This is a genomic window from Sodalis sp. RH24 (assembly GCF_047324145.1).
Lineage (GTDB): Bacteria > Pseudomonadota > Gammaproteobacteria > Enterobacterales > Enterobacteriaceae > Acerihabitans.
Genome location: NZ_CP178729.1, coordinates 3,628,693 through 3,651,677, shown reverse-complemented (window position 1 = coordinate 3,651,677; position 22,985 = coordinate 3,628,693). Strand labels below are relative to the sequence as shown.

Below are 22,985 nucleotides of genomic sequence, written 5' to 3'. Positions count from 1 at the left end.
TGCCCGCCGCCGCGGGATCCTAATAATAATGCGCTTGATCCCGGCAGATCCTTGCGCTTTGCCCCGGAACCCGTATAATTCTCAGCCCTACGCGTGACACCTGGTCAGCTTGTCTGGTTAAGTTTGATTTTCAGACGGGGTTGCCGGGATGGACACGGGTATCCAGGTGGGTAAAACGTGATGAGAATTGACTCAGGACTGTACAATTATTACAATCCCCGCCTCTTTGTCCTTTGATGCGATTGAGGCGTCGGTCTTTTTCACGCCGAGTAGCCAAACGCGTTTACTGTGAAGTCACACATTTGTTAGGTATAAATCGCTATGAAACGCACTTTCCAACCGTCCGTCTTGAAACGCAACCGTACCCACGGTTTCCGTACTCGTATGGCAACGAAGAATGGTCGTCTGGTTTTGGCACGTCGTCGTGCTAAAGGCCGTACACGTCTGTCCGTATCTTCTAAGTAATAAAGCTAACCCCCCCGGTGGTTAAGCTAGCATTTCCCAGGGAGTTACGGTTGTTAACTCCCAATCATTTTACTTTCGTCTTCCAGCAGCCACAACGGGCCGGCACGCCGCAAATCACCATCCTCGGCCGCCTGAATACGCTGGGGCATCCCCGCGTCGGTCTGACGGTCGCCAAAAAACATGTCAAACGGGCCCATGAACGCAACCGGATCAAGCGGCTTACCCGCGAAAGTTTCCGGACGCACCAGCACGCCCTGCCCGCCATGGATTTTGTCGTCATCGCCAAGAAAGGGGTGCAGGATTTGGATAACCATGCCTTGACGGAAGCGTTGGAAAAATTATGGCGCCGCCATTGTCGCCAGTCTCCTGGTTGTTAATCGGGTTGATACGCGGGTATCAACTGTTTATCAGCCCGTTGCTGGGATCTCACTGCCGGTTCCAGCCCAGTTGCTCGCAGTACGGTATTGAGGCGATACGCCGGTTCGGAATGTTAAAAGGCAGTTGGTTGACATTGAAACGCGTATTAAAATGCCATCCTTTGAACCCAGGTGGCGATGACCCCGTGCCGCCGAAAACCAACGATAACAGAGAACATTAAAGATGGATTCGCAACGCAATCTTCTTGTCATCGCTCTGCTGTTTGTGTCTTTCATGATCTGGCAGACCTGGCAGACGGACCACAATCCGCAGCAGCAGGCCGTCACGACAACGCAACAGACAGCGAACACGGCAACCGGTGACGCAGCAGTAACTCAGGGACTACCCGCCAGCGGGCAGGGGCAACTGATCAACGTGAAAACCGATGTGCTTTCACTGACCATCAATACCCGCGGCGGCGATATCGAGCAGGCCCATCTGCTGACTTATCCGGATAAACTGGGTTCCGATCAGCCGTTCCACCTGCTGGAAACCTCCCCCGAGTTTGTCTACCAGGCGCAAAGCGGCCTGACCGGCAAAAACGGCCCGGACAACCCGGCCAACGGCGAGCGCCCGCTGTATAACATCAACCAGGACACCTATGTGCTGGCCGATAACCAGGGCGAGCTGCGCGTGCCGCTGACCTACACCGGCGCCGACGGCGTGGTGTACACCAAGACCTTTATCCTGAAACGGGGCGACTACGCGGTGGGCGTCGAGTACGCTGTTAAGAACACCGGCGATAAGCCGCTTGAACTGGCCCTGTTCGGCCAGCTGAAGCAATCCGTCGATTTACCCAAGCATCGCGATACCGGCAGCAGCAACTTTGCCCTGCACACCTATCGCGGCGCGGCCTACTCGTCCAGCGACACCAAATATAAGAAATACAGCTTCAGCGATATTAAAGACGGGCCGCTGAGCATCAATACCCAGGGCGGCTGGGTAGCCATGCTGCAACAATATTTCGCCACCGCCTGGATCCCGGGCACCCAGGGCACCAATACGTTTTTTACCACCCATATGGATAACGGCCAGGCCGCGGTGGGGTTTAAATCCTCGCCGGTCACCGTTGCCCCGGGCGGTGAAAGCACCCTGGACGCCACGTTATGGGTCGGCCCCGAAATCCAGGACAAGATGGCGGCCATCGCCCCGCATCTGGATTTGACCGTGGACTACGGCTGGCTGTGGTTTATCAGCCAGCCGCTGTTTAAGCTGCTGAAGTTTATCCACAGCTATGTGGGTAACTGGGGCTTCTCGATCATCGTCATCACCTTTATCGTCCGTGGCATTATGTACCCGCTGACCAAGGCGCAGTACACCTCCATGGCGAAGATGCGCATGTTGCAGCCGAAGCTGGCGGCCATGCGCGAGAAAATCGGCGACGATAAGCAGCGCATGAGCCAGGAAATGATGGCGCTGTATAAATCCGAGAAGGTCAATCCGCTGGGCGGCTGCCTGCCGCTGGTGGTGCAGATGCCGATATTCCTGGCGCTGTACTATATGCTGATGGGCTCCATCGAGCTGCGCGGCGCGCCGTTTATCCTGTGGATACAAGACCTGTCCGCCCAAGACCCGTACTATATCCTGCCGATCCTGATGGGCATCACGATGTTCTTCATTCAGAAGATGTCGCCGACCACCGTCGCCGATCCGATGCAGCAGAAAGTGATGACCTTCATGCCGGTCATCTTTACGGTGTTCTTCCTGTGGTTCCCCTCCGGCCTGGTGCTGTACTATATCGTCAGCAACATGGTGACCATTATCCAGCAGCAGCTGATTTATCGCGGCCTGGAAAAACGCGGCCTGCACAGCCGGGACAAAAAGAAATAACCCCAGTCGGTTTTCCGGACGCTAAACCCTGCCAAGGCGGTCATCTGACCGCCTTGGTTTTTTTAAGCGCGCCAGCGGCGCGAAGAGAGAACAGTATGAGCCAAATGGATACCATCGTTGCCCAAGCGACGCCGCCCGGACGAGGCGGGGTAGGCATGCTGCGCGTTTCCGGGCCCATGGCCGCGGAGGTGGCGCGCCAGGTGCTCGGCACGTTGCCCAAGCCCCGTTATGCCGATTACCTGCCGTTTCGCGCGGTGGACGGCACCACGCTGGACCAGGGCATCGCACTGTTTTTTCCCGGCCCCCATTCCTTCACCGGCGAGGACGTGCTGGAGCTGCAGGGCCACGGCGGCCCGGTGATACTGGATATGCTGTTAAAACGCATCCTGGCCCTGCCAGGGCTGCGTATCGCCCGTCCGGGAGAGTTCTCCGAGCGCGCGTTTCTCAATGATAAGCTGGATCTGGCCCAGGCCGAGGCCATTGCCGACTTAATCGACGCCAGCTCCGAGCAGGCGGCCCGTTCGGCGGTAAACTCGTTACAGGGCGTATTTTCCCAGCGCGTGCATCATTTGGTGGAAGCACTTACTAACTTGCGCATCTATGTCGAAGCGGCCATCGACTTCCCGGATGAGGAAATTGATTTCCTTTCCGATGGCAAAATCGAAGGCAGCCTTAACCGCGTCATGGACGACCTGCGCCAGGTGCGCTCAGAGGCCCGCCAGGGCAGCCTGCTGCGCGAGGGCATGAAGGTCGTCATCGCGGGGCGGCCCAACGCCGGCAAATCCAGCCTGCTGAACGCCCTGGCCGGGCGCGAGGCGGCTATCGTCACCGCCATCGCCGGCACTACCCGCGACGTGCTGCGCGAACATATCCTGCTCAACGGCATGCCGCTGCATATTATCGACACCGCCGGCCTGCGCGAAGCCGGCGACGAAGTGGAGCGCATCGGCATTGAACGCGCCTGGCGGGAAATCGAGCAGGCCGACCACGTATTGCTGATGGTGGACGGCGCCCGCACCGCCGTTAACGACCCAGACCAGCTGTGGCCGGAACTGATTGCCCGCCTTCCGCCGGCCATGCCGCTGACGGTAATCCGCAATAAGGCCGACCTGACCGGTGAAGCACCGGGTATCACCGAAGTAAATGGCCACTCACTTATTACCCTTTCCGCCCAGTCCGGCGATGGCGTTGATCTGCTGCGCGCGCATTTACAGCAGAGCGTGGGCTTTAACGGCAGCCTTGAGGGCGGGTTCCTGGCCAGGCGGCGGCATTTACAGGCGCTGGATATCGCTGGCGCGCATCTGGTACAGGGTAAAGAACAGTTAGTAAGTGCTTACGCGGGGGAGTTGCTGGCGGAAGAACTGCGGCTGGCGCAGCAGGCGCTCAGCGAAATTACCGGGGAATTCAGCTCGGATGATTTGCTGGGGAGGATATTTTCGAGTTTTTGTATCGGGAAGTGAGAACGGAAAGGTAATCTTGGAAAAAATAACATCTTTTGCTTTGTTGGACGCCATCATGTCAACACCCGCTATCCCTCTCAAAATCGACGACAGGCTTAAAACGCGTGTCAAAGAGTGGGCGGATGCACGCGAGAGTTTTAAGCGGGAAGCCATCGACTCTTGGCATCACTACCAGGAGAGCGGTTTGCATCTGACCGGTGATGAAATCAACGCCTGGCTGCGTGATTGGGGAACAGAAGCGGGCAAGGATAGTCCTGAATGCCACAACTCATCATCTCAGAGCGAACCGCAACCCCGTTAATTCGCCGCCGTGAGTTTATTACCCAAAATAAATTTTTAAATCAATTGCATATACATTTTTTAGCTTCTGTAAGAAGGGACGCCCACGCTATGGCGTATTTGCTGCGCGAGTTCGCTCACTGCACGTGGAAGCTGTCCTTTCGCGTGGTAAAGATTGATGGCGAACAGGGGAAGTTTGGGCAGGTTCTCGCCAAAGGGCAGAATGCTGAAATCGGTCGGAACGGTCGAGGCCAGCCACACCGTTACCGCCAAATCAGCCTGAACCGTGGCCCGTGTCGCATCAATGCTGCCGCTCTCGAACATCGTTCGCCAGGCAAGATCGCATGCGCTGAGCGCCTGCAAAACAACGGGGCGAAAAGCGCAGGTTTCCGCGACCATGGAAACCGGAAGCGGGTTCTTCAGATACGCCGCGCCGCCCTTCGCGCCGACCCAGACCAGACGATCCACCGCCAGGCATTCTCCCCCCGACGTCCCGACCGGCTCCTCGATCAGGGCGAGATCTATTGCGCCATCAGTAATGGCGGTCAACAGTTCAGGGGAAGCAAGACAAACAAGTTTGATATCCACCTGCGGATACGCTTGCGAAAAAGCCTTCAGGATCGGAGGTAGCCAGGTTCCGACCAGATCATAAGGCGCGCCAAGGCGGACGAGGCCATCTATGGGTCCTTCCGCCATCTCGGCCCACAGCTCGTCATTCAAAGTGATAAGGCGCCTTGCCTTTGCCAGGAACCGCTCTCCGTTTGAGGTCAGGCGAAGAGCTCTGTTCTGACGTATAAATAATGCGCCGGATAAGTCCTCCAGCCGGGCAATCTGCTGGCTGACCGCGCTCTGCGTAAGATGCAAAGCATTACCGCCCGCTGTCATGCTGGCGTGATCGGCGACGGCGACGAAGGTGCGAAGTAGAACGATATCGAGATTGCGAGCCATGGCATGCATTATGACTTGTAATGCATGCCATGCACAATATGAGATTCAATTATGCATGGCGCCGCGATAGAGTTCCCCAATACGTTTGAGATGCGTGGGGAGAATTGCATGTCCATCGCTGAGTTTCTGCCATTGGTTCTGTTTGTCATGGTCTCGACGATAACGCCGGGCGGCGCCACGACGTTAGCTACCGCGTCCGGCGCCCATTTTGGCTATCGCCGCTCCTTGCCATTGATGTGCGGGATCGCGGTGGGTCTTGCCGCCATGGCCGCCGGTGCCGCTGCCGGACTAGGAAGCGTTATTTTGGCGTTTCCATCTCTCCAGCTTGCCATGAAGCTCGTCGGCACCCTTTACCTGTTATGGCTCGCATGGAAAATGGCGCGCAGCGGCCCGCCACACCTGCATTCGAACATTGCCAGGCCCACGGGATTCTTCGGCGCGGTCTGGCTGGTCTGGCACAACCCGAAAGGCTGGGCGATGACCTTAGGCGCCGCCGCCTCCTTCGCCTCGCTGGCGGCCGGGCCAATTCATCTCGCCCTCACCCTCGGAGGTTCGTTCGGGCTGGCGGCGATCCTTTCCCTGTCCCTTTGGTGCATCGCCGGCTTGCTACTCGCCCGCCTGCTTCGGACAGATACGCAATGGCATGCGCTCAACGCTTTATTGGGCATTCTGCTCGCTGTGTCCATTATTCCGATGTGGCTAGAATGAATAATACTCTTCGCCTTGAGCGGCGCGGCAAAACACGAGCGGAATAACACTGTCTGTGTTACCGATGAAGAAATGACAAACCCACTAAAATCAAAAAAGCCGATCGAACGACGAAAGTCAGCTATTAAATAATGGCATTATCGCATTAATTTAAAAAATAATTATCAAACATACAGGAGCGCGCGCATAGACGTTTCATTAAAATGCGCACCTCCCCACAAATTGATATCGGCCTCCCTCCCCCCGCAATGGCGTTTATATCCTGTATACCATAACGCCGCTACAGTACGCCGATGAAAACATTCCCCACACCCCATGATTCGTTATTCAGGCAATTTTTTAGCGATATCGGCGTCGTAACCGATTTCCTGCACATACATTTGCCGCCGGTGCTGCGGGAAATGTGCGACTTAGGGACGCTGGCCATCACCTCCGGCACCTTTATCGAGGACGATATGAGCACACAGTGCTGCGATATCCTTTACAGCCTGCGTACCACGGCGGGAGCGGGGTATATCTATTGCCTGATTGAGCATCAGTCCAGCGCCGATGAGATGATGGCGTTTCGCCTTCTACGCTATAGCGTGGCGGCGATGCACCGCCACCTTGCCCAGGGCAATAACACGCTGCCGCTGGTGATACCGCTGTTGTTCTACCACGGGACCCGCAGCCCCTATCCCTACAGCACCCGCTGGCTGGACGGCTTTCACGACCCGGCGTTGGCGCAGGCGCTGTATTGTCAGCCGTTTCCCCTGGTGGATGTGACGGTTATCCCCGACGATGAAATCAAAACCCACCGTAAAGCGGCGTTGCTGGAGTATGTACAAAAGCATATCCGGGACAGGGATATTAACCTTCGGCTGCGGGATATCGCCTTATTGCTGGAGTTGGCGCCTCCCGGCAAAGAGCTGGTGGTATGCCTGATGCACTACCTGGCGCAGGAAGCGAATAGCCTTGACCCGGAGATTTTTTTCCGTAATCTGGGAAGAAATACGCCACGCTACAAGGAGGAGATGATGACCATCGCAGAGCACTGGGTATTGAAAGGACGACAGGAAGGACGAAATGAAGGACGCAGCGAGCGAGATAAAGAAATCGCCCGTAACATGCTGGCCATGGGCCTGGATCGGGCCACGGTATCACAGGTTACCGGCTTGGGCGACGCGGAACTTGATGCCCTGGCGGACGCCGGGGCATAAAAGCGACATTTCCGCCCCGGGAACATGCCGCCAGCAGTCTGCCGCTGCCTCTTGATACAACTTATCATGGCGGCTCAATAACGTGAAAACGCCCCACGACCTATCCAGTAGTAAGATAAGCACAAGCCGCGTTTAGCCGCCGACCGCCCTACTGCTCCAGCAGCGCGACATCTTCCGCCGATAGCCGCACTTCGGCCGCCGCCAGATTTTCCCGCAGATGCGCCGGCGACGACGTGCCGGGGATCAGCAAAATATTCGGCGAGCGCTGCAACAGCCAGGCCAAAGCCACCTGCATGGGGGTGGCATTCAGCCGGCGCGCGACATCATTGAGCGCCCCGGATTGCAGCGGCGAAAATCCGCCCAGCGGGAAAAACGGCACCAGGGGAATACCCTGGGCGGCAAGCGTATCAATGAGGGCGTCGTCCTGGCGATTAGCGAGATTATAGAAATTCTGTACACAGGCGATGGGGGTGATCTTCCGGGCATCGTCTATCTGCGTTGGCGTGACGTTACTCAGGCCGATATGGCGAATCAGGCCGCGCTGCTTTAACTCGGCCAGCGCGGTAAGCGGCGCTTCCAGGGAGCCCTCCACCGGATGCTGAATATCCAGCATACTGCGCAGGTTGACCACCTCGATCACATCCAGCCCAAGATGACGCAGGTTATCTTCGACCGCTTGAGTGAGCTCTTCCTTTGAAGAGGCCGGGTGCCAACCCCCCTTGTCATCCCGGCGCGCGCCTACCTTGGTAACAATACACAGATCGGCGGCATAGGGGTGGAGCGCGTCTTTGATCAGCCGGTTGGTGATGTGCGGCCCATAAAAATCGGAGGTATCAATATGGTTGACGCCGGCGGCCACCGCGTCTTGCAGCACGCGCAGGCACATGGCGGGATCCTTGGGTGGGCCGAATACGCCCGGCCCCGCCAGTTGCATGGCCCCATAGCCGATACGGTTGACCTGGCGGTGGCCGAGTTGATAAGTGCCGGCGGCGGTGTTGTTGTTTGTCATAGTGGCTCTCCTGTGCAATATATCCACCATTGTAGGCGTTGCGGTCCTGTGCGACTATAGGGTTAAATAGAGACGGGCTGTGCGGGATTCTGGACAATGCAAATCGATCTTGGGCTGCTGAACGCGGTAATGGCAGTGGCCAAAGCCGGCGGTTTCCGGGAAGCGGCCCGGGCCATCAACAGCAATCCCTCGCGCCTGAGCGATGCCGTGCGCCGCGCCGAGCAGCAGCTCGGCGTGCGGTTGTTTAATCGCACCACCCGTTCCGTGGCGCTGACCGCCGCCGGAAAGATGTTATTGGATCGGTTGCTGCCGGCAATGAACGAAGTGGAATCGGCGCTTGATGCCGTCAACGCCTTTCGCGATACCCCCAGCGGCACCCTGCGGCTGAATGTGCCCGTCAGCGCGGTGCGTTTGGTCTTACCCGGCATCATCCCGGCGTTTCTGGCCCGATATCCTGAAATACAGCTCGAAATAATGGCAGACAGCAATGTGGTGGATATCTTTTCCGCCGGCTGCGACGCGGGCATACGCTACGACGAAAAGCTGGAGCAGGATATGATTGCCGTCCCCATCGGCCCCAGGCGACAGCGTTTTGCCGTCGCCGCGGCGCCCGGCTACCTTGACCGCCGGGGCCGGCCGGCGCATCCCCGGGACCTGCTGCGCCACGCGTGCCTGCGCGGTAAATATGCCAGCGGCATCATGCCGGAATGGGAATTTGCCAAAGATGGCGAAAGGGTCAGGGTGCAGCCCTCGGGACCGCTTATCGTAAGCGTAGGGGCGGCGGTGGATCTGGCGGTGGAAGCGGCGGTGGCGGGCATCGGGGTGATCCAGCTGTTCGAAGAGTGGCTGCGTCCCCATCTCGCCAGCGGCGCGCTGGAGCCGATACTGGAATCCTGGTGGACGGATTTTTCCGGTCCTTATCTGTATTACCCGGACCGGCGGCTGGTGCCGGCGCCGCTGCGCGCCTTTATTGATTTTATTCGCGAGTAGCAACAGTAACTCTATATAGCGACATAATAAGTCAGACCATTCATTAATAAAAATTGATATTTAAGAGACTAAAGAATAAATTTATTTAATAAACAGCCGCCCGTTTAATATTAATTGTGCTTTTACCGGCAAGCACCGTCCCCGTTCAACCAGGCTCACCGAAAAATATCCGGCTAATTAATTATTACACTCCTGTTAATAAGCTGACCGATCTCTCATTGATAACGGCATGAGGCTGTTATTATTAGGTTACTTTTCATCGCCTTTTTAATACCCAAACGCCGCCGTCGGCCGGGTGTGGCCACGCGGCGGGTCAATGTTATTTCGCTGCGGAATAAAACAACGCGTCATTGTCTTGTAAACATAATCTATTATTTGTTTGCCCTTTGGAGGTCATTACATGGCTACCGCACCGGTAAAACCATCTGTTTCACCAACGAACCCGGACCAAGCCTGGTACAGGCTGGATACGAAGGAAACGTTGCGCCAGCTTGACACCACCGATGCCGGATTAAGCGCGCATGAGGCCGCCGAACGCCTGCGCCGCCATGGCGCCAATGAACTGCCCGCGCGCAAAACCCGGCATCCGTTATTACAATTCCTGGCGCACTTTAATGATGTGCTGATTTATATACTGCTGATTGCGGCGGTATTAAAAGGGATTATGGCGCAATGGGTCGATATGGTCATTATCCTGGCGGTGGCGGTGATTAATGCGCTGATTGGTTTTGTGCAGGAAAGCAACGCTGAAAAATCGCTGAAAAGCATTCAGGGCATGCTGTCCAGCACGGCGGTGGTGATTCGCGCGGGGATTACCCAAACCATTGCAGCCCGGGATTTGGTGCCCGGCGATATCGTCGCCCTGCGCCCGGGCGACAAAATCCCGGCCGACCTGCGGTTATTGGAGGCCCATAACCTGCTGGTGGAAGAGGCCATTCTAACCGGTGAATCGACAGTGGTGGCCAAACATATCGGCGCGATTGATCGGGAGGTGACGATTGGCGATCGCGTTAATTTGCTGTTTTCCGGCACCACCATCAGCGCGGGCACGGCCAAAGGCGTGGTGATAGCCAGCGGCGGCGATACCGAGTTAGGCCATATTAACCAGATGATGGCCGCCATCGATCCGCACCGCACACCGCTGTTGACGCAAATGGATCGCCTGGGCAAAGGCATTTTCATGCTGATCCTGGTGATGATGGGGCTGCTGTTTATCTTCGCTTTTTTCCTGCGCGATATGCCGTTCACCGACTTGCTGCTGGCGCTGATAAGCCTTGCCGTCGCCGCGGTGCCCGAAGGATTGCCGGCGATCATCTCCATTATCCTGTCGCTGGGCGTACAGTCCATGGCGCGGGCGCGGGCGATTATCCGCAAGCTGCCGACGGTGGAAACCCTGGGAGCCATGACCGTGGTCTGCTCCGATAAAACCGGCACGCTGACGATGAATGAAATGACGGTAAAAGCGGTGGTGGTGGCGGATCGCAGCTATCGGGTGGCCGGGGAAAGTTATGAGCCGGTGGGTAAAATTTACCCGCAGGAAAGCGAGCAGGCGGTGGCACTGAGCGAGGATGCCGCCCTGGCGCGCTTTATTACCGCGGTGGAATTGTGTAATGACAGCCAAATCCGGCAGGACGAACGGGGCCTGTGGGGCATTACCGGCGGGCCGACGGAGGGCGCGCTGAAGGTACTGGCCGCTAAGTCCGGCCTGCGGCTTGGCGAGGTCAGCCTGCTGGATAAAATCCCCTTTGACTCCGCGTATAAATATATGGCGACCCGCCATCAGATCGGCGATGAGACCCTGGTTTTCCTTACCGGCGCGCCGGACGTGCTGTTTACCTTCTGTCACCAGGAACTGGCGCAAGAGGGATTACGCCCGTTTCGCCGTGATTTCTGGGAAGAGGAAATGGCGCGCTATGCCAGGCAGGGATTGCGGATGGTGGCCGCCGCCTTTAAACACCCCATACCAGGAGAGACGGGCCTGGAGCATGCGGATATCCAGCGGGGCATGGTATTTGCCGGCATCGCCGGCATGATGGATCCGCCGCGTCCCGAGGCCATCGAAGCCATCGCCCTGTGCCAGCGTGCCGGCATCCGCGTGAAAATGATTACCGGCGACCATCAGGAAACCGCCATGGCCATCGGCGCCATGCTTGGGATCGGCAATGGGGTTGAATCCATTACCGGCAGCCAGCTGGAGCATATGGATGACAACCAGCTGGCCGGCGCCGCGGTGCATTATGATATTTTTGCCCGCACCAGCCCGGAGCATAAGCTGCGGTTGGTCAAAGCGCTGCAGGACAAAGGCGGGGTGGTCGGCATGACCGGCGACGGCGTTAACGATGCACCGGCGCTGAAACAGGCCGATGTGGGTATCGCCATGGGAATTAAGGGTACCGAGGTCACCAAGGAAGCGGCGGACATGGTATTAACCGATGATAATTTCGCCACTATCGCCAACGCGGTTAAAGAAGGGCGACGCGTTTACGACAACCTGAAAAAAACCATCCTGTTTATTTTGCCCACCAACCTGGCGCAAGGGCTGTTGATTATCTTCGCCATCCTGGCCGGCGCGGTGATCCCCCTGACCGCCCTGCAAATATTGTGGGTGAATATGGCCACGTCCACCACGCTGTCGTTCGGCCTGGCCTTTGAACCGGCGGAAAAAGGCGTGATGCTGCGCCCGCCGCGCGATCCCGCCCGGCATGTGCTGGACGGCCATGCCATCTGGCGTATCGCTTTTGTCGGCACGCTTATCGCCTGCAGCGCCTTTTGGCTGGAATCATTGCTGCTGCCGCGCGGCTACAGCGGCGAATTTATCCGCACGCTGGTCATGCAAACGCTGGTCACCGCGCAATGGATTTATATGTTCAATTGCCGGGTAATGGACCGCTTCCCATTGAACCGGGAAATATTCCTCAACCGGGGATTATGGCTGGTCACCGGCGTGCTGATAGTGCTGCAACTGGCCATTATCTACCTGCCGTTTATGAATCGGGCGTTCGGCACCGAGCCGCTGCCGGCTTTTTACTGGGGCGTTACCCTGCAGGTCAGCATCGGTATATTCATTATTGTTGAAATTGAAAAATGGGTGTTTGCCCGGTTAAGAACCACGGCTAACGCGGCCTAAGTCCAAAGGCCCGGCCATCGGCGCCGGGCTGGCATACCAAACACAGGATTAACCGGATCTTTTCGTCCCGGCCGTCACTGTAAAAGGGGCGTGCCGGGCAATCATCCATAGACCCGTAAACAGGCGAACAGTAGCGCCAGCATCACGATAATAAGCCCGCTGATCAAAGCCAACTGTTCGGCGACACGTCGTTGCATAATCTATGTTCCTCAAGCGAAGTTATAGCGTTCGGTATGGTATTTGGCCATCGGCACATCCATCTCGGACAAGGCGTGTTCAATGGCATCCATCATCACGTTCGGCCCGCAAATAAAGTATTCATGCAAATTATACGGCGGCGGCAGGTGACGCCTGAACAAGGCGGCGTTAATAAAGCCGGTCTCTCCCGTCCAGCCCTCATGGGGGTGGGACAGAACATGCACCAGCGTCAGATCAAGCCGTGCCCGCAAGGCGTCCAGCTCCTCGCGAAAAGTAATGGATTCCCAGTCCTTGCTGCCGTATATCAGTACCACCGGGCGTTTATCGCCACGATCGGCCAGGGTGCGCAACATGCTCATCATGGGGGTAATACCCACGCCCCCGGCAATCAGCACATGCATGTCGGCCGGGTTGCCGATGGTGAATGCTCCGTAAGGACCGTCGAGATACACCCGTTGTCCGGCGGTAACCCGGGCGATTTTAGCGGTGAAATCGCCCAAGTTGCGGATCGACATCTCTACGCGTCCGCCTTCCGCCTCCGCGCTGGAGGAGAACGAGAAGGGATGGCCAGTAATATTAAACGGACCCTTCCACAGCGTCAGCCAGCCGAACTGGCCCGGCGTAAAACCAAACCCCTTATGTCCCTCCGGCATCATCACCAAGGTGGTGGTGGCGCCGCGTTCGGCTTTCACCTGCGTTACCCGGTAGGGCCGGCGTAGCATAAAAAGAGGTTTTACCAGGCGGACATACAGCAGCAACGCCAGCCAGAACAGCATCAGCCCGCACCACAACGCTTTTTTTACCGGGTCATTAAGATAAAAGCCCCATGCGGCCATATGCAAAAGTCCCGCCGCCACGGCCGCCACAGCCAGGATGATATGGGTGATGTGCCACACCTCATAGCTGAGCCTGAGTTTCACCCGCCATAGCGCCATGACGATCAGGGCAATCAGCGAATAGGTGGATATCGCCGCCAGCCTGGCGCGCCAGGGGGCCGCGAAAAAATTAAGCAGCGCGAGCAGCTCCGGGCGGATAATAAACAAAATCAGCGGATGGGCCAGCACCAGGCCAAGGGCGATTAACGAGATGCGCCGGTGGAAATGATAGATAACATCCTCGCCCCAGGGTTTGGTTACCCAGCGAAAGCGCGCCGTCAGGCCGAATTGCAGCCCCATGATCGCTAATCCCGAATATCCCAGGGCCATGGATAACTCGGTCCAGAAATCACGCGCGGGCGGCAGCGAGCCTAACAGCAGGACAAACAGCGGAGCCGAAATAAAGAACAGATAAACCAGCAGCCACAGGCTATTACGCAGCGCAAAGGTAAGCATGGTTAACTCCCCGCACAGATCATTATTATCAGATTTCGGTCAGTATAAGCCTGTTTAACCTGGCAAAAATTGCGTCAGCTCTCCGTTTGTAAATAATCTCTATTAAAAAATAGAGTTCATCTCGAGTAAAAATTAAATTGTGATCGCGGTATGGAATAAGAGTAATTATTCTTAATATTCCAATGGCAGAGAGAGTTAAATAAATAACCTTGTTATTAATATTCCATTGATAATTTTATTTATAAGCTTTTTTTATCGTTTATCCGGGTGGCATAACGCATTTTTTATAATATTACCGCCGGACGCAATGATGGCGTCAGACGTCCCCGGCCAGCGCCGTTACCCGCTGGTAAATAACGAAGATACTTGCCGCTGAGCCAGAAACTAATACATGCCGCCGGGCATTTTAGCCCCGCGGCATGGCAGAACGTAATCACCCGCGCGTTGTTCATGCGGCCATCCCGTCAAACGGGCTTAGCGCGGCAACGTCTTATCGGTAAAGGCGGACAGATCGCGGTTAAAGCGCTCCGGCTCCTCGATAAAAGGCGCATGGCCCGAATTGGCGTAAAGCTTCTTTTGTATCGCCGGATTCAGCGCCTGCGCGCGGGCCATGGTCGTCGTTGGCCGCACCAGCGCGTCCCGGGCGCCATAAATCAGCAGCACCGGCACCCGGACCTTGCCCAGGGCCCTGGCCGCATCGACCGTTATCGACATCACGGCTCGCTGCATATCCCATGAGGCCATGGCGGCATTGGCGTATAGACGCCCGAAAGTGGCCGCGTCCGGCTGGGTATAGAAGCACAGGCTGAGGAAATCACGTACGGCGTCGAGGTGGGCCTTTAAATCAGGCGCATTCAAATCGCGATAGACCGCAGGATGCGGCGGTAGCTGATCGGGCTTAAGTTCAATCACGCCGTCAACATAAACCGCGCCGGCGATAGGACTATCGCCGTACTCTTCCAGATAATTGGAGATAACGACCCCGCCCAGCGACCACCCCACCAGCACCGGTTTTCGCGCATGCGACGTTTTGATGACCGCGGCGAGATCTTCCGCCCAGCGCCGTCCGTCGGTGTAAGACGCGGCGTCGGTGGGCTTACCGGACAGGCCGTGGCCGCGCATATCGTAGGTAATCAGACGATAGCGCGCAAGCTGCGGGCTGTTGATTTGCCCCTCCCAGTTAAGATGGCTGCCAAGCAGGCCATGGATAAAAATAATGGCGGCGCCGTCGGGATTGCCCGCTTCCTGGACGGCTATTTTTACGCCGTCCGGCGCGGTAATAGTGTAGTTTTTCGTGTCGGCTAGCGCTGCCGGGGGAAAAGTGAACAGCGTGGCGGTCACCACCAGCGCGGACAAGATGCGGCTAAACGTAAATGTGGACATAAGCAATGCTCTTCGGTTGGACAAGAGCCCACAGACTCAACCCTCACACTGATGTCAGGGTCAAGGTAAAAATGTGCTATGCTGTTGCCATGAATAAAACGATTCCGCCAGACTCGCTGACCGTTGGCCAGCTCGCGCGCGCAACCGGCGCCAGCGTACGCTCTATCCGCCACTACGATGAGCAGGGGTTGCTCACGTCCATCCGCACCTGTAACGGCTACCGGTCATTTCCCCCGGCGGCGGTGGCTCAGGTCAGGCAGATCCAGCGCATGATCGCCACCGGCTTTAGCCTGGCGGAGATCCGCGCGTTCCCCGACTGCATGCGGATGATCGAAGGGGCGAGCGCCTGCCCCCAGACCACCGAGGTCCAGCGCAAGCGCCTGGATTCCATCGAGCGCCAGATAGCCGACCTCGAGCGCCGCCGCGCGCGCCTGCTCAAGACGCTGGCCGAGGGCGTTATCCCTCCCCTGGACTGATTTTCTTGCGGCTGGTCATCCCGACCGATCCGATCTGTCTTTGCTACTAACGCTATAACTTATGGCGAAAACGAATTTCACCCGCGCGGTGTTTATGCGCTACTTTCGAAGGGCCGTTCTCATATGCTGGTGCAATTGCGCGTGTTTACTCCGCGACAATAGCGGCTGATGGGCCTAAGTCAATGATTATTGATGTTTTATATTGTTGGCATAGAAATTGTATATACCTGTCTATTCACACAACTCATTCTACTCTGGAAAAAAATGCGCATAACCCCCCTTAAGCAGATGGTATTTTTCATTGCCGGATTAAGCGCCTTAGCGTCAGCGGCCCAGGCAGCGGATTTTATCGTCGGCAGCAAGAGCTTTACCGAACAGTATATTCTGGCGGAAATCTATGCCTCGGCATTGGAGCAGGCGGGTATTCCGGTTGAACGCAAAATTAACCTGGGCGGCACGCTGATAGCGCAGGCGGCGCTGGTAAAAGGCGATATCGATATGTATCCCGAATACACCGGTACCGCCCTGAGCGCGGTGGTGAAAGGTGAATTGTCATCCGACCCGGACAAAGTCTACCAGCAGGTCAAAACCGCCTACGCCGAGAGATATCAGCTTACCTGGCTGGCCCCGGCCAGGCTGAACAATGGCTATGCTCTGCTGGTCAGTAAAGCCACCGCCGATAAATATCGCTTAAAAACCCTCTCCGATCTCGCCAAGGTGGCGCCGCAACTGACCATCGGCGCGGGGGCGGAGTTCGGCGATCGCCAGGACGGCCTGAAAGGACTGGAGCAGGTTTACGGCATTAAATTCAAATCCTTCCGCCAGTTCGCTAAAGTCGGCCTGCGCTATGATGCACTGGCCGCCGGACAGATCGATGTCGCCAACGGTTTCGCCACCGACTGGCAAATCGCCGATGGACAATATGTCTCGCTTGCGGACGATAAGCATCTCTTCCCACCGTATTTCGTCGCCCCGGTGGTCCGCGACCAGGCGCTAAAGGCCTACCCCAACGCGGAAGCGGCGCTTAATAAGGTCAGCGCGCTGCTTGATAACGCCACCATGCAAAAACTTAACGCCGCGGTGGAAAAAGACAAAGAAGAACCGGCCGACGTCGCGCAAGCGTTTCTGCGTGAAAAAGGCATTGTGAAACCCTGACAACCGGGCAAAAGTGATCATGACGTTTCATCTCGGTGGCGACAGTGCTTTAACCGTGGCAACGCTTGCGCGCATAGCGCGGGAAAATCAGCCGGTGGCGTTTAGTCCGGCGGCGCTTGAGCGCATAAAAAACGGCTTTTCTTTTCTTTACCAGCGCATAGACGCCGGCGATCGGATCTACGGCGTGACCACCGGCCTGGGCGCCGGCGTGGATACCGCGGTGCTCAATGGCGCCGACGGGCGCCAGGATAGCGCGCGCCTGCACGCCATCCAGCAGCGTATTCCACTGGCGCGCGCGGTAGGCGTCGGCCCGCTTGCCGATAGCGTACAGGTCAGGGCGATGATGCTGGCGCGGCTTGCCGGCATTGCCGAAGGGTATTCCGGCATCTCATTGCCGAGCGCACAGGCCTTACTTAATTTATTAAATCTTGGCGTGCATCCGCAGGTGCCATTGCTGGGTTCGATCGGCGAAGCCGATCTGGCGCCGCTGGCGCATATCGGCTGCGCGCTGGCGGGCGACGGAGAGGCGGAATACCGGGGACAGGTCACCGATATCCGCGCGCTGGCGCGCACCCTGGGTTTCACCCTGCCGGCTCTGACCGGCAAGGATGGACTGGCGCTGGTTTCCTCCAATGCGGCAAGCGTCGGCCTGGCCGCCTTGCTGCTGGCCGATATTGCCCAACTGGTTAACGTCCAGGCCGGCGCCATTGCCCTGTCGTTTGAAGCGTTCCGCGCCAACATCTCCCCGCTGTCGTCATGGGCCAGCCGTATCCGCCGGCTGCCGGGAGGAGCGGAATGCGCGGCCCATCTGCTGTCGCTGCTGGCCGGCGGTGTTTTATGCCAGCCCGGCGGCGCGCGTCTGCTGCAAGACCCGCTGAGCTTCCGTTGCGCGGCGTCGGTGCTGGCAAGCGTCTATCAGGCCTTCAACCTGGCCCGGCAGGCGACTGAACTTGAGCTGAACAGCGCTGATGATAATCCGGCCCTGATAGCCGAGGCCGGGATGGTGTTGGCCAACGCCAATTTTGACGCCACGCATTTGGCGCTGGCATTTGAAGCCCTGGGTTTGGCGCTGGCGCGCCAGGCCAGCTGCGCCGCTGAACGCATGATGAAACTGATGTCCGAGGGGGCCAGCGGGCTGCCGCGCTTCCTGACGCCGCACCGCGGGCAGACGGGGTTTGCCACGCTGCAAAAAACCATTTCCGCGCTGACCGGCGATATTGTGCATCAGGCCAATCCGCTGTCCGCTATCACCATACCGGTGGCCGATCGGGTGGAGGACTACGCCTCGCAGGCCATGGCCGTCATCAGTAAAACGGCGCGCCTGGTGGAAAGCCTGCGCTATCTGGTAGCCATTGAATTGATGGTGGCGGCGCAGGCCGTCGATTTGCGCCAGGACCCACAGGCGCGGCTTGGCCAGGGCAGCGCGGCCGTTTATGCCCGCGTGCGCGGACGGGTCGCCGTATTGGATCAGGATCGCTCCACCGCCCGCGATATTGAAAATCTGGCTAAGGCCATTACCGCCCCCGGCTGGCTGAACGCCGGCGAACAGCTTCTGGAGACTGAGTGCCATGCGTTGGGCTCCCAAACACCTTGATGATATCGGCCTGGCCTTATGGCAACATCTTTACCTGGTGGGCATATCGATAAGCGGCGCCTTCATCATCGCCATGATATTAGGCATCTGGAGCGCCCGCCGGCCCAAAACCTATGCGCTGGTGCTGACCTTCACCGGCATGCTGTTTTCCATTCCCAGCCTGGCGCTGTTCGCGCTGTTTATTCCATGGCTGGGAATTGGCCTGCTGCCGGCGATTGTCGGCCTCACCGCCTACGCGCTGATGATCATGGTGCGTAATATCGCTACCGGCTTTCACGCCATTGCGCCCGACGTGCTGAATGCGGCGCGCGGTATGGGTTATGGCTACTGGCGCATGCTGTGGGAGATTGAGCTGCCGCTGGCGCTGCCGTTTATTATCACCGGGCTGCGCATCGCCACCACCACTCTTATCGGCATCGCCACGGTGGCCGCCTATATTAACGCGGGCGGTCTGGGCACCATTATTTTCGCCGGGCTGGACCAGCGTTATCCGGAAAAAATCCTGGTGGGCGGCGGCCTGACCTCTTTGCTGGCCATCGGTGTCGACGCGCTGTTCCTGCTGCTGCAACGGCGCCTGGCGCGACGCGTCCATGCCGTCGTTCGCGTGGAGGCAAACGCATGATTTTTTTGGATGCGTGGCGCTGGATTGCGGCTAATCCGGATCAGTTCCTCGACGCCCTGCGCCAACACCTGGTGATGTGCGGGCTGGCGCTGTTGTTTTCGCTGCTGCTGGCTATTCCGATTGGGGTGAAAGTGGCGGCCTCGCCGCGCGCCACGTTTATCGCCACCAATATCGCCAGCACCCTGAGAACCATTCCCAGCCTGGCGATCCTGGCGGCGGCGCTGCCGTTTTTGGGCATCGGGCTGCTGCCGTCGGTGGTGGCGCTGGTGATTCTCGCCCTGCCGCCGATCCTGCTGAATACCTGCACCAGCATTCAGGCGGTGGATAACGACACGCTCTCCGCCGCCAAGGGAATGGGGCTGACGCGCGCGCAAACAACGCGCCGGGTCATTCTGCCGCTGGCGGCGCCCGGCATTCTGGCGGGCGTGCGCACGGCCGCCGTGCAGGTGATCGGCGGCGCGGCGCTGGCCTCCTTTATCGGCGGCGGCGGGCTGGGTGATTTTGTCACCACCGGCATCGCCATTATGGATATGTCGCGCCTGCTGGTGGGCGCCATCCCCATCATCCTGTTGGCCATCGGCGCCGAACTGCTGTTCGGCGCCGTTGAAAAAATCGGGTTCAAACACGTCCCTAAAGGGTAAACCCCATGATCAGACTGGAAAATATTACCAAGATTTATCCCGGGACAACGGCAAAAGCGGTATTTGACCTGACGCTTGAGATTCCGGAAGGTTCCACCACCGCGCTGATTGGCCCCTCCGGCTGCGGAAAAACCACCACCATGCGGCTGATTAACCGGCTGGAGGACGCCACCCGGGGACGCGTCTTCGTTAATGGCGAAGATGTGACCGCCGTCGATCCCGTGCAACTGCGCCGCCAGATCGGGTATGTTATCCAGAACGTCGGCCTGTTTCCGCATATGAACATCGCGGACAATATCGCCACCGTGCCGCGTCTACTGGGCTGGGATCGCCGCAAAACCGACGCGCGTGTCGATGAGTTGCTGCATCTGGTCGGTCTCGATCCCGTCGATCGCGGCCGCTATCCGGCGGAACTGTCGGGCGGACAGCGCCAGCGCGTCGGGGTGGCCAGGGCGCTGGCGGCCGACCCGCCGGTCATGCTGATGGATGAGCCCTTCGGGGCCATCGATCCGCTGGTACGCGGCCGGTTGCAAAACGAATTTAAGCAAATCCTGCAGCGGGTTAAGAAAACCGTGGTAATTGTGACCCACGATCTCGACGAAGCCATCAAGATGGGCGATCGCATCGCCATTATGCGCGACGGTAAACTCTGTCAGTACGACACGCCCGTGGCTATCCTCAGCAAACCGGCCGATGACTTTGTCGCCGCGTTTATCGGCAGCGACGCGTCGTTAAAACTGCTGGCGCTGACGCCGGTCGGTCATGCGATGACGCCCGGCGCCCAAAGCGGCTATACCCTCTCGGTCAACGCCCGGGCGAGCCTGAAAGACGTGCTGGCCCTGATGCTGGCCCAGGATGCGCCAGGCGTGCGCATTACCGATGACCAACACCAGGTGCTGGGGGAATTAAACCGTCAGCAGCTTTTTCATTATCAGCAAACATTGCTTGCGGCCTGAGCGCCGGACTAAGGGAATTAAATGACTGCACACGTCAATATCAGTTACCTCAATGGCCCGGACATCCAGCAACTGGCGATGACCGACAGCGAAATCCTCGCCGCCGTCGAAGCCGGACTGCTGGCGCAGGGGCAAAACCAAACGGTCATCGAGCCCCGCATGCACCTGATCCCCGATCCGGCGTTTAACGGCCATTTCAACGTACTGCGCGGCTATATCGCGCCGCTTAACCTGGCGGGCGTGAAGGTGGTGGGCGACTACGTGAATAACTACCAACTGGGCCTGCCGTCCGAGATGGCGATGCTCAATCTATTTAACCCGCGCACCGGCATGCCGGTGGCCATCATGGACGCATCGGCCATTACCGATATGCGCACCGGAGCGATTACCGCGCTGGGCGCCCGCCATCTGGCGCGTAAAAACAGCAAAATACTCGGGCATATCGGCGCGCGCGGCACCGCTTACTGGAATGTACGCCTGCTGGACAGTCTGTATGACTTCGATGAAATCCGCGTTCACTCCCGCCGTCCGGAAAGTCGCAACGCCTTCGCGCAGCGCCTGGAACAGGATTTGGGCAAAAAGATTATCGTCACCGCCGATTGGGAAAGCTGTGTGCGCGATGCGGATATCGTGGTCGAGGCGTCACGGCTGGAAAAGCCGGCGCCCATGCTGAAAACCGCCTGGATCAAACCCGGCGCATTGGTCGTGCCCTACGGCACGATGAGCGCGGTTGAGCTGTCGCTGACCGACATCATGGATAAACTGGTGGTGGATGATTGGGGCCAGTGCAAAGGCGGCATGTTTGGCTCCCTGCGGGCGCACGTTGAAGCCGGCAAGCTTAGCGGGGAAACGCTGCATGGCGAATTGGGCCAGATCGTCGCCGGTGTTAAAAGCGGACGCGAGAACGACGATGAAACTATCCTGTTCTGGCATCGCGGTCTGTCGCTCAGCGATATTGCCCTGGGTCATGCGATGCTGGAAAAGGCGCGCAGGCTTGGTATCGGACAGGAGTTACGCTACGCATGATCGCCAACGGACGTATGTATTCGGTCACCGCGGCGGCGGCGGCGGGCTGGAAAACGCTGCTGCAGGCGGTCTACCGGCGCGCCGGCATCTCTGGGGAAGTGATTGATTATCCGGCCCCTGCCCCGCTGGAAGCGCTATGGCAACGTCCGGATCTGGCCGGGGTATTTATGTGCGGCCTGCCGTTTTCGCTCGGGCTGTTTCCCGTCGTGGCCATTGCCGCGCCGGTTCCGCTGCATTCGCTGCCCGATGGCCCCGGCAGCTACCGCAGCCGCCTGATCGTCGCCCGCGATGCGCCCTACCGGCAATTGCGGGATACCTTCGGCGGGCGCCTGGCGTTTACCAACCCGGAATCGCACTCCGGCTACAGCGCCCTGCGCTTTCACCTGCTGCCGTTCCTGCGCCCCGGGCAAACCACATTGTATCGCGAAACCACCGGCCCGCTGGTGACCCCGCGCCGGGTCGTGGAGGCCGTCGCCGGCGGCGACGCCGATATCGGCCCGGTGGACAGCTATGCCTATGAACTGCTGGCGCGCGACGAGCCGGCGCTGATAGAAAAAGTACGGGTGATAGATCACACCGCGCCGGCTCCGATGCCCCTGCTGGTGGCGTCGGCTTCACTGCCGCCGGCCGCGCTTGCCGCCCTGCAACGCGCGTTTATCGCCTTAGCCCAGGACAGTAACGGCTCCGCGCTGCTGGCGGCCCTGCAGCTGCAAGGATTTAAGATCCCCGACCCACGCGACTATCAGTTGCTGGCGCGGCGGGCAGCCGCCGCTGAACAGGCGGGATACCGGCTACTGCGCTGACGGGCCGCGCTCATCTTTATACGGCAGGTCATCACGGGTAAGGCCGATGTCCCGCAATTGCGCGTCATTAAGCGACCTCAGCGCCTTGCGGCTGCGGGAGTGTCGCCGCCACTGTTGATACCGGCCATATAACCGCCGCCACCAGCCGGTATTGCCGCAAGCGATGCGCTCAGGCGCGTTATCAGGGTCCGCCGTAATAAGATTCTTCATGGCTGTCGTCCATCCGCAATTGATGGCAACAGCATGAATCCTTTGCCTAAAAACGAGTAGATTCAACCGATTAATGGTTTGTCATAGACAGATGGCGTCACCATGACACATTATGTTATTTATAGAGGCCATCTGTATCCTTTTCCTGGCTGACCGCT

Annotated in this window: 23 protein-coding genes; 18 read left to right on the top strand and 5 right to left on the bottom strand. The window is 58.3% G+C overall.

Annotated features, from left to right (window positions below; genetic code table 11):
- Positions 1 to 321: 321 nt before the first annotated feature.
- The 6 genes from rpmH to ACL2XG_RS16580 all read left to right on the top strand — a co-directional run bounded on the left by rpmH (position 322) and on the right by ACL2XG_RS16580 (position 4,473).
- Positions 322 to 465 (top strand): 50S ribosomal protein L34, encoded by a 144-nt coding sequence (gene rpmH / locus ACL2XG_RS16605; RefSeq protein ID WP_162368595.1) that lies wholly within the window; start codon positions 322 to 324, stop codon positions 463 to 465.
- 17 nt (positions 466 to 482) lie between these two features.
- The gene (gene rnpA / locus ACL2XG_RS16600; RefSeq protein WP_162368594.1) at positions 483 to 842 is read left to right on the top strand and encodes a ribonuclease P protein component; all 360 of its coding nucleotides are present in this window, start codon (positions 483 to 485) and stop codon (positions 840 to 842) included.
- Positions 806 to 1,063 carry a membrane protein insertion efficiency factor YidD gene (gene yidD, locus ACL2XG_RS16595; RefSeq protein ID WP_410012933.1) on the top strand — a complete coding sequence of 86 codons (258 nt, stop codon included), beginning with the start codon at positions 806 to 808 and terminating at the stop codon, positions 1,061 to 1,063. The genes rnpA and yidD overlap by 37 nt, the downstream gene beginning before the upstream one ends.
- A 2-nt stretch (positions 1,064 to 1,065) precedes the next feature.
- Complete coding sequence (yidC, locus tag ACL2XG_RS16590) at positions 1,066 to 2,712, top strand: membrane protein insertase YidC (RefSeq protein WP_410012932.1); 1,647 nt, start codon at positions 1,066 to 1,068, stop codon at positions 2,710 to 2,712.
- 95 nt (positions 2,713 to 2,807) lie between these two features.
- Positions 2,808 to 4,172 (top strand): tRNA uridine-5-carboxymethylaminomethyl(34) synthesis GTPase MnmE, encoded by a 1,365-nt coding sequence (gene mnmE, locus ACL2XG_RS16585; protein WP_413721714.1) that lies wholly within the window; start codon positions 2,808 to 2,810, stop codon positions 4,170 to 4,172.
- A gap of 16 nt (positions 4,173 to 4,188) precedes the next feature.
- Entirely contained in the window at positions 4,189 to 4,473 is a 285-nt protein-coding gene (locus ACL2XG_RS16580) for a CopG family transcriptional regulator (protein WP_413721715.1), read from the top strand.
- A 59-nt stretch (positions 4,474 to 4,532) separates the two neighbouring features.
- Here ACL2XG_RS16580 and ACL2XG_RS16575 read toward each other — a convergent pair whose 3' ends face one another.
- A complete protein-coding gene (locus tag ACL2XG_RS16575) occupies positions 4,533 to 5,399 on the bottom strand; it encodes a LysR substrate-binding domain-containing protein (protein ID WP_413721716.1) in 867 nt (288 codons plus the stop codon).
- Positions 5,400 to 5,507: 108 nt separating this feature from the next.
- On the opposite strand from ACL2XG_RS16575, the gene ACL2XG_RS16570 reads away from it, so the two are divergent.
- Together ACL2XG_RS16570 and ACL2XG_RS16565 are read left to right on the top strand one after the other, a co-directional pair.
- A complete protein-coding gene (locus ACL2XG_RS16570) occupies positions 5,508 to 6,107 on the top strand; it encodes a LysE family translocator (protein WP_410012928.1) in 600 nt (199 codons plus the stop codon).
- A 293-nt stretch (positions 6,108 to 6,400) separates the two neighbouring features.
- Positions 6,401 to 7,306: an Rpn family recombination-promoting nuclease/putative transposase gene (locus tag ACL2XG_RS16565; RefSeq protein WP_413721717.1), complete on the top strand. Its 906-nt coding sequence runs from the start codon at positions 6,401 to 6,403 to the stop codon at positions 7,304 to 7,306.
- Positions 7,307 to 7,454: 148 nt separating this feature from the next.
- On the opposite strand, the gene ACL2XG_RS16560 is transcribed toward ACL2XG_RS16565, so the two are convergent.
- Entirely contained in the window at positions 7,455 to 8,315 is an 861-nt protein-coding gene (locus ACL2XG_RS16560) for an aldo/keto reductase family oxidoreductase (RefSeq protein WP_410012925.1), read from the bottom strand.
- A 96-nt stretch (positions 8,316 to 8,411) separates the two neighbouring features.
- Between ACL2XG_RS16560 and ACL2XG_RS16555 the strand changes: the two genes are divergently transcribed.
- Complete coding sequence (locus ACL2XG_RS16555; RefSeq protein WP_413721718.1) at positions 8,412 to 9,305, top strand: LysR family transcriptional regulator; 894 nt, start codon at positions 8,412 to 8,414, stop codon at positions 9,303 to 9,305.
- A gap of 400 nt (positions 9,306 to 9,705) precedes the next feature.
- The gene (locus ACL2XG_RS16550; protein WP_413721719.1) at positions 9,706 to 12,432 is read left to right on the top strand and encodes a cation-transporting P-type ATPase; all 2,727 of its coding nucleotides are present in this window, start codon (positions 9,706 to 9,708) and stop codon (positions 12,430 to 12,432) included.
- Between the two features lie 209 nt (positions 12,433 to 12,641).
- On the opposite strand, the gene ACL2XG_RS16545 is transcribed toward ACL2XG_RS16550, so the two are convergent.
- On the bottom strand, positions 12,642 to 13,961 hold the full coding sequence (locus ACL2XG_RS16545; protein WP_413721720.1) for a ferric reductase-like transmembrane domain-containing protein: 1,320 nt from the start codon (positions 13,959 to 13,961) through the stop codon (positions 12,642 to 12,644).
- 474 nt (positions 13,962 to 14,435) lie between these two features.
- A complete protein-coding gene (locus tag ACL2XG_RS16540) occupies positions 14,436 to 15,344 on the bottom strand; it encodes an alpha/beta fold hydrolase (protein ID WP_413721721.1) in 909 nt (302 codons plus the stop codon).
- 89 nt (positions 15,345 to 15,433) lie between these two features.
- Here ACL2XG_RS16540 and ACL2XG_RS16535 point away from each other — a divergent pair, with 89 nt between their 5' ends.
- From ACL2XG_RS16535 to ACL2XG_RS16500, 8 genes are all read left to right on the top strand, one after another.
- Positions 15,434 to 15,820: a MerR family transcriptional regulator gene (locus tag ACL2XG_RS16535; protein ID WP_410012920.1), complete on the top strand. Its 387-nt coding sequence runs from the start codon at positions 15,434 to 15,436 to the stop codon at positions 15,818 to 15,820.
- Positions 15,821 to 16,084: 264 nt separating this feature from the next.
- Complete coding sequence (locus ACL2XG_RS16530) at positions 16,085 to 16,975, top strand: glycine betaine ABC transporter substrate-binding protein (RefSeq protein WP_410012919.1); 891 nt, start codon at positions 16,085 to 16,087, stop codon at positions 16,973 to 16,975.
- Between the two features lie 19 nt (positions 16,976 to 16,994).
- Positions 16,995 to 18,569, top strand: a complete 1,575-nt coding sequence (locus tag ACL2XG_RS16525) for a histidine ammonia-lyase (protein ID WP_410012918.1) — start codon at positions 16,995 to 16,997, stop codon at positions 18,567 to 18,569.
- On the top strand, positions 18,544 to 19,191 hold the full coding sequence (locus tag ACL2XG_RS16520) for an ABC transporter permease (protein ID WP_410012917.1): 648 nt from the start codon (positions 18,544 to 18,546) through the stop codon (positions 19,189 to 19,191). The genes ACL2XG_RS16525 and ACL2XG_RS16520 overlap by 26 nt, the downstream gene beginning before the upstream one ends.
- Complete coding sequence (locus tag ACL2XG_RS16515) at positions 19,188 to 19,832, top strand: ABC transporter permease (RefSeq protein ID WP_410012916.1); 645 nt, start codon at positions 19,188 to 19,190, stop codon at positions 19,830 to 19,832. The genes ACL2XG_RS16520 and ACL2XG_RS16515 overlap by 4 nt, the downstream gene beginning before the upstream one ends.
- A gap of 5 nt (positions 19,833 to 19,837) precedes the next feature.
- Entirely contained in the window at positions 19,838 to 20,788 is a 951-nt protein-coding gene (locus tag ACL2XG_RS16510) for an ABC transporter ATP-binding protein (RefSeq protein ID WP_413721722.1), read from the top strand.
- A gap of 21 nt (positions 20,789 to 20,809) precedes the next feature.
- Positions 20,810 to 21,814: an ornithine cyclodeaminase family protein gene (locus tag ACL2XG_RS16505; protein WP_413721723.1), complete on the top strand. Its 1,005-nt coding sequence runs from the start codon at positions 20,810 to 20,812 to the stop codon at positions 21,812 to 21,814.
- On the top strand, positions 21,811 to 22,617 hold the full coding sequence (locus ACL2XG_RS16500) for a phosphate/phosphite/phosphonate ABC transporter substrate-binding protein (protein ID WP_410012913.1): 807 nt from the start codon (positions 21,811 to 21,813) through the stop codon (positions 22,615 to 22,617). The genes ACL2XG_RS16505 and ACL2XG_RS16500 overlap by 4 nt, the downstream gene beginning before the upstream one ends.
- Here ACL2XG_RS16500 and ACL2XG_RS16495 read toward each other — a convergent pair.
- Entirely contained in the window at positions 22,606 to 22,827 is a 222-nt protein-coding gene (locus ACL2XG_RS16495; RefSeq protein ID WP_410012912.1) for a DUF1127 domain-containing protein, read from the bottom strand. The genes ACL2XG_RS16500 and ACL2XG_RS16495 overlap by 12 nt on opposite strands.
- Between the last annotated feature and the right edge of the window lie 158 nt (positions 22,828 to 22,985).

Coding starts and splice junctions, on each gene's coding strand:
- rpmH (WP_162368595.1), top strand. CDS start 322: ATGAAACGCACTTTCCAACCGTCCGTCTTGAAACGCAACCGTACCCAC.
- yidD (WP_410012933.1), top strand. CDS start 806: ATGGCGCCGCCATTGTCGCCAGTCTCCTGGTTGTTAATCGGGTTGATA.
- yidC (WP_410012932.1), top strand. CDS start 1,066: ATGGATTCGCAACGCAATCTTCTTGTCATCGCTCTGCTGTTTGTGTCT.
- mnmE (WP_413721714.1), top strand. CDS start 2,808: ATGAGCCAAATGGATACCATCGTTGCCCAAGCGACGCCGCCCGGACGA.
- ACL2XG_RS16575 (WP_413721716.1), bottom strand. CDS start 5,399: ATGGCTCGCAATCTCGATATCGTTCTACTTCGCACCTTCGTCGCCGTC.
- ACL2XG_RS16570 (WP_410012928.1), top strand. CDS start 5,508: ATGTCCATCGCTGAGTTTCTGCCATTGGTTCTGTTTGTCATGGTCTCG.
- ACL2XG_RS16565 (WP_413721717.1), top strand. CDS start 6,401: ATGAAAACATTCCCCACACCCCATGATTCGTTATTCAGGCAATTTTTT.
- ACL2XG_RS16560 (WP_410012925.1), bottom strand. CDS start 8,315: ATGACAAACAACAACACCGCCGCCGGCACTTATCAACTCGGCCACCGC.
- ACL2XG_RS16555 (WP_413721718.1), top strand. CDS start 8,412: ATGCAAATCGATCTTGGGCTGCTGAACGCGGTAATGGCAGTGGCCAAA.
- ACL2XG_RS16550 (WP_413721719.1), top strand. CDS start 9,706: ATGGCTACCGCACCGGTAAAACCATCTGTTTCACCAACGAACCCGGAC.
- ACL2XG_RS16545 (WP_413721720.1), bottom strand. CDS start 13,961: ATGCTTACCTTTGCGCTGCGTAATAGCCTGTGGCTGCTGGTTTATCTG.
- ACL2XG_RS16540 (WP_413721721.1), bottom strand. CDS start 15,344: ATGTCCACATTTACGTTTAGCCGCATCTTGTCCGCGCTGGTGGTGACC.
- ACL2XG_RS16535 (WP_410012920.1), top strand. CDS start 15,434: ATGAATAAAACGATTCCGCCAGACTCGCTGACCGTTGGCCAGCTCGCG.
- ACL2XG_RS16530 (WP_410012919.1), top strand. CDS start 16,085: ATGCGCATAACCCCCCTTAAGCAGATGGTATTTTTCATTGCCGGATTA.
- ACL2XG_RS16525 (WP_410012918.1), top strand. CDS start 16,995: ATGACGTTTCATCTCGGTGGCGACAGTGCTTTAACCGTGGCAACGCTT.
- ACL2XG_RS16520 (WP_410012917.1), top strand. CDS start 18,544: ATGCGTTGGGCTCCCAAACACCTTGATGATATCGGCCTGGCCTTATGG.
- ACL2XG_RS16515 (WP_410012916.1), top strand. CDS start 19,188: ATGATTTTTTTGGATGCGTGGCGCTGGATTGCGGCTAATCCGGATCAG.
- ACL2XG_RS16510 (WP_413721722.1), top strand. CDS start 19,838: ATGATCAGACTGGAAAATATTACCAAGATTTATCCCGGGACAACGGCA.
- ACL2XG_RS16505 (WP_413721723.1), top strand. CDS start 20,810: ATGACTGCACACGTCAATATCAGTTACCTCAATGGCCCGGACATCCAG.
- ACL2XG_RS16500 (WP_410012913.1), top strand. CDS start 21,811: ATGATCGCCAACGGACGTATGTATTCGGTCACCGCGGCGGCGGCGGCG.
- ACL2XG_RS16495 (WP_410012912.1), bottom strand. CDS start 22,827: ATGAAGAATCTTATTACGGCGGACCCTGATAACGCGCCTGAGCGCATC.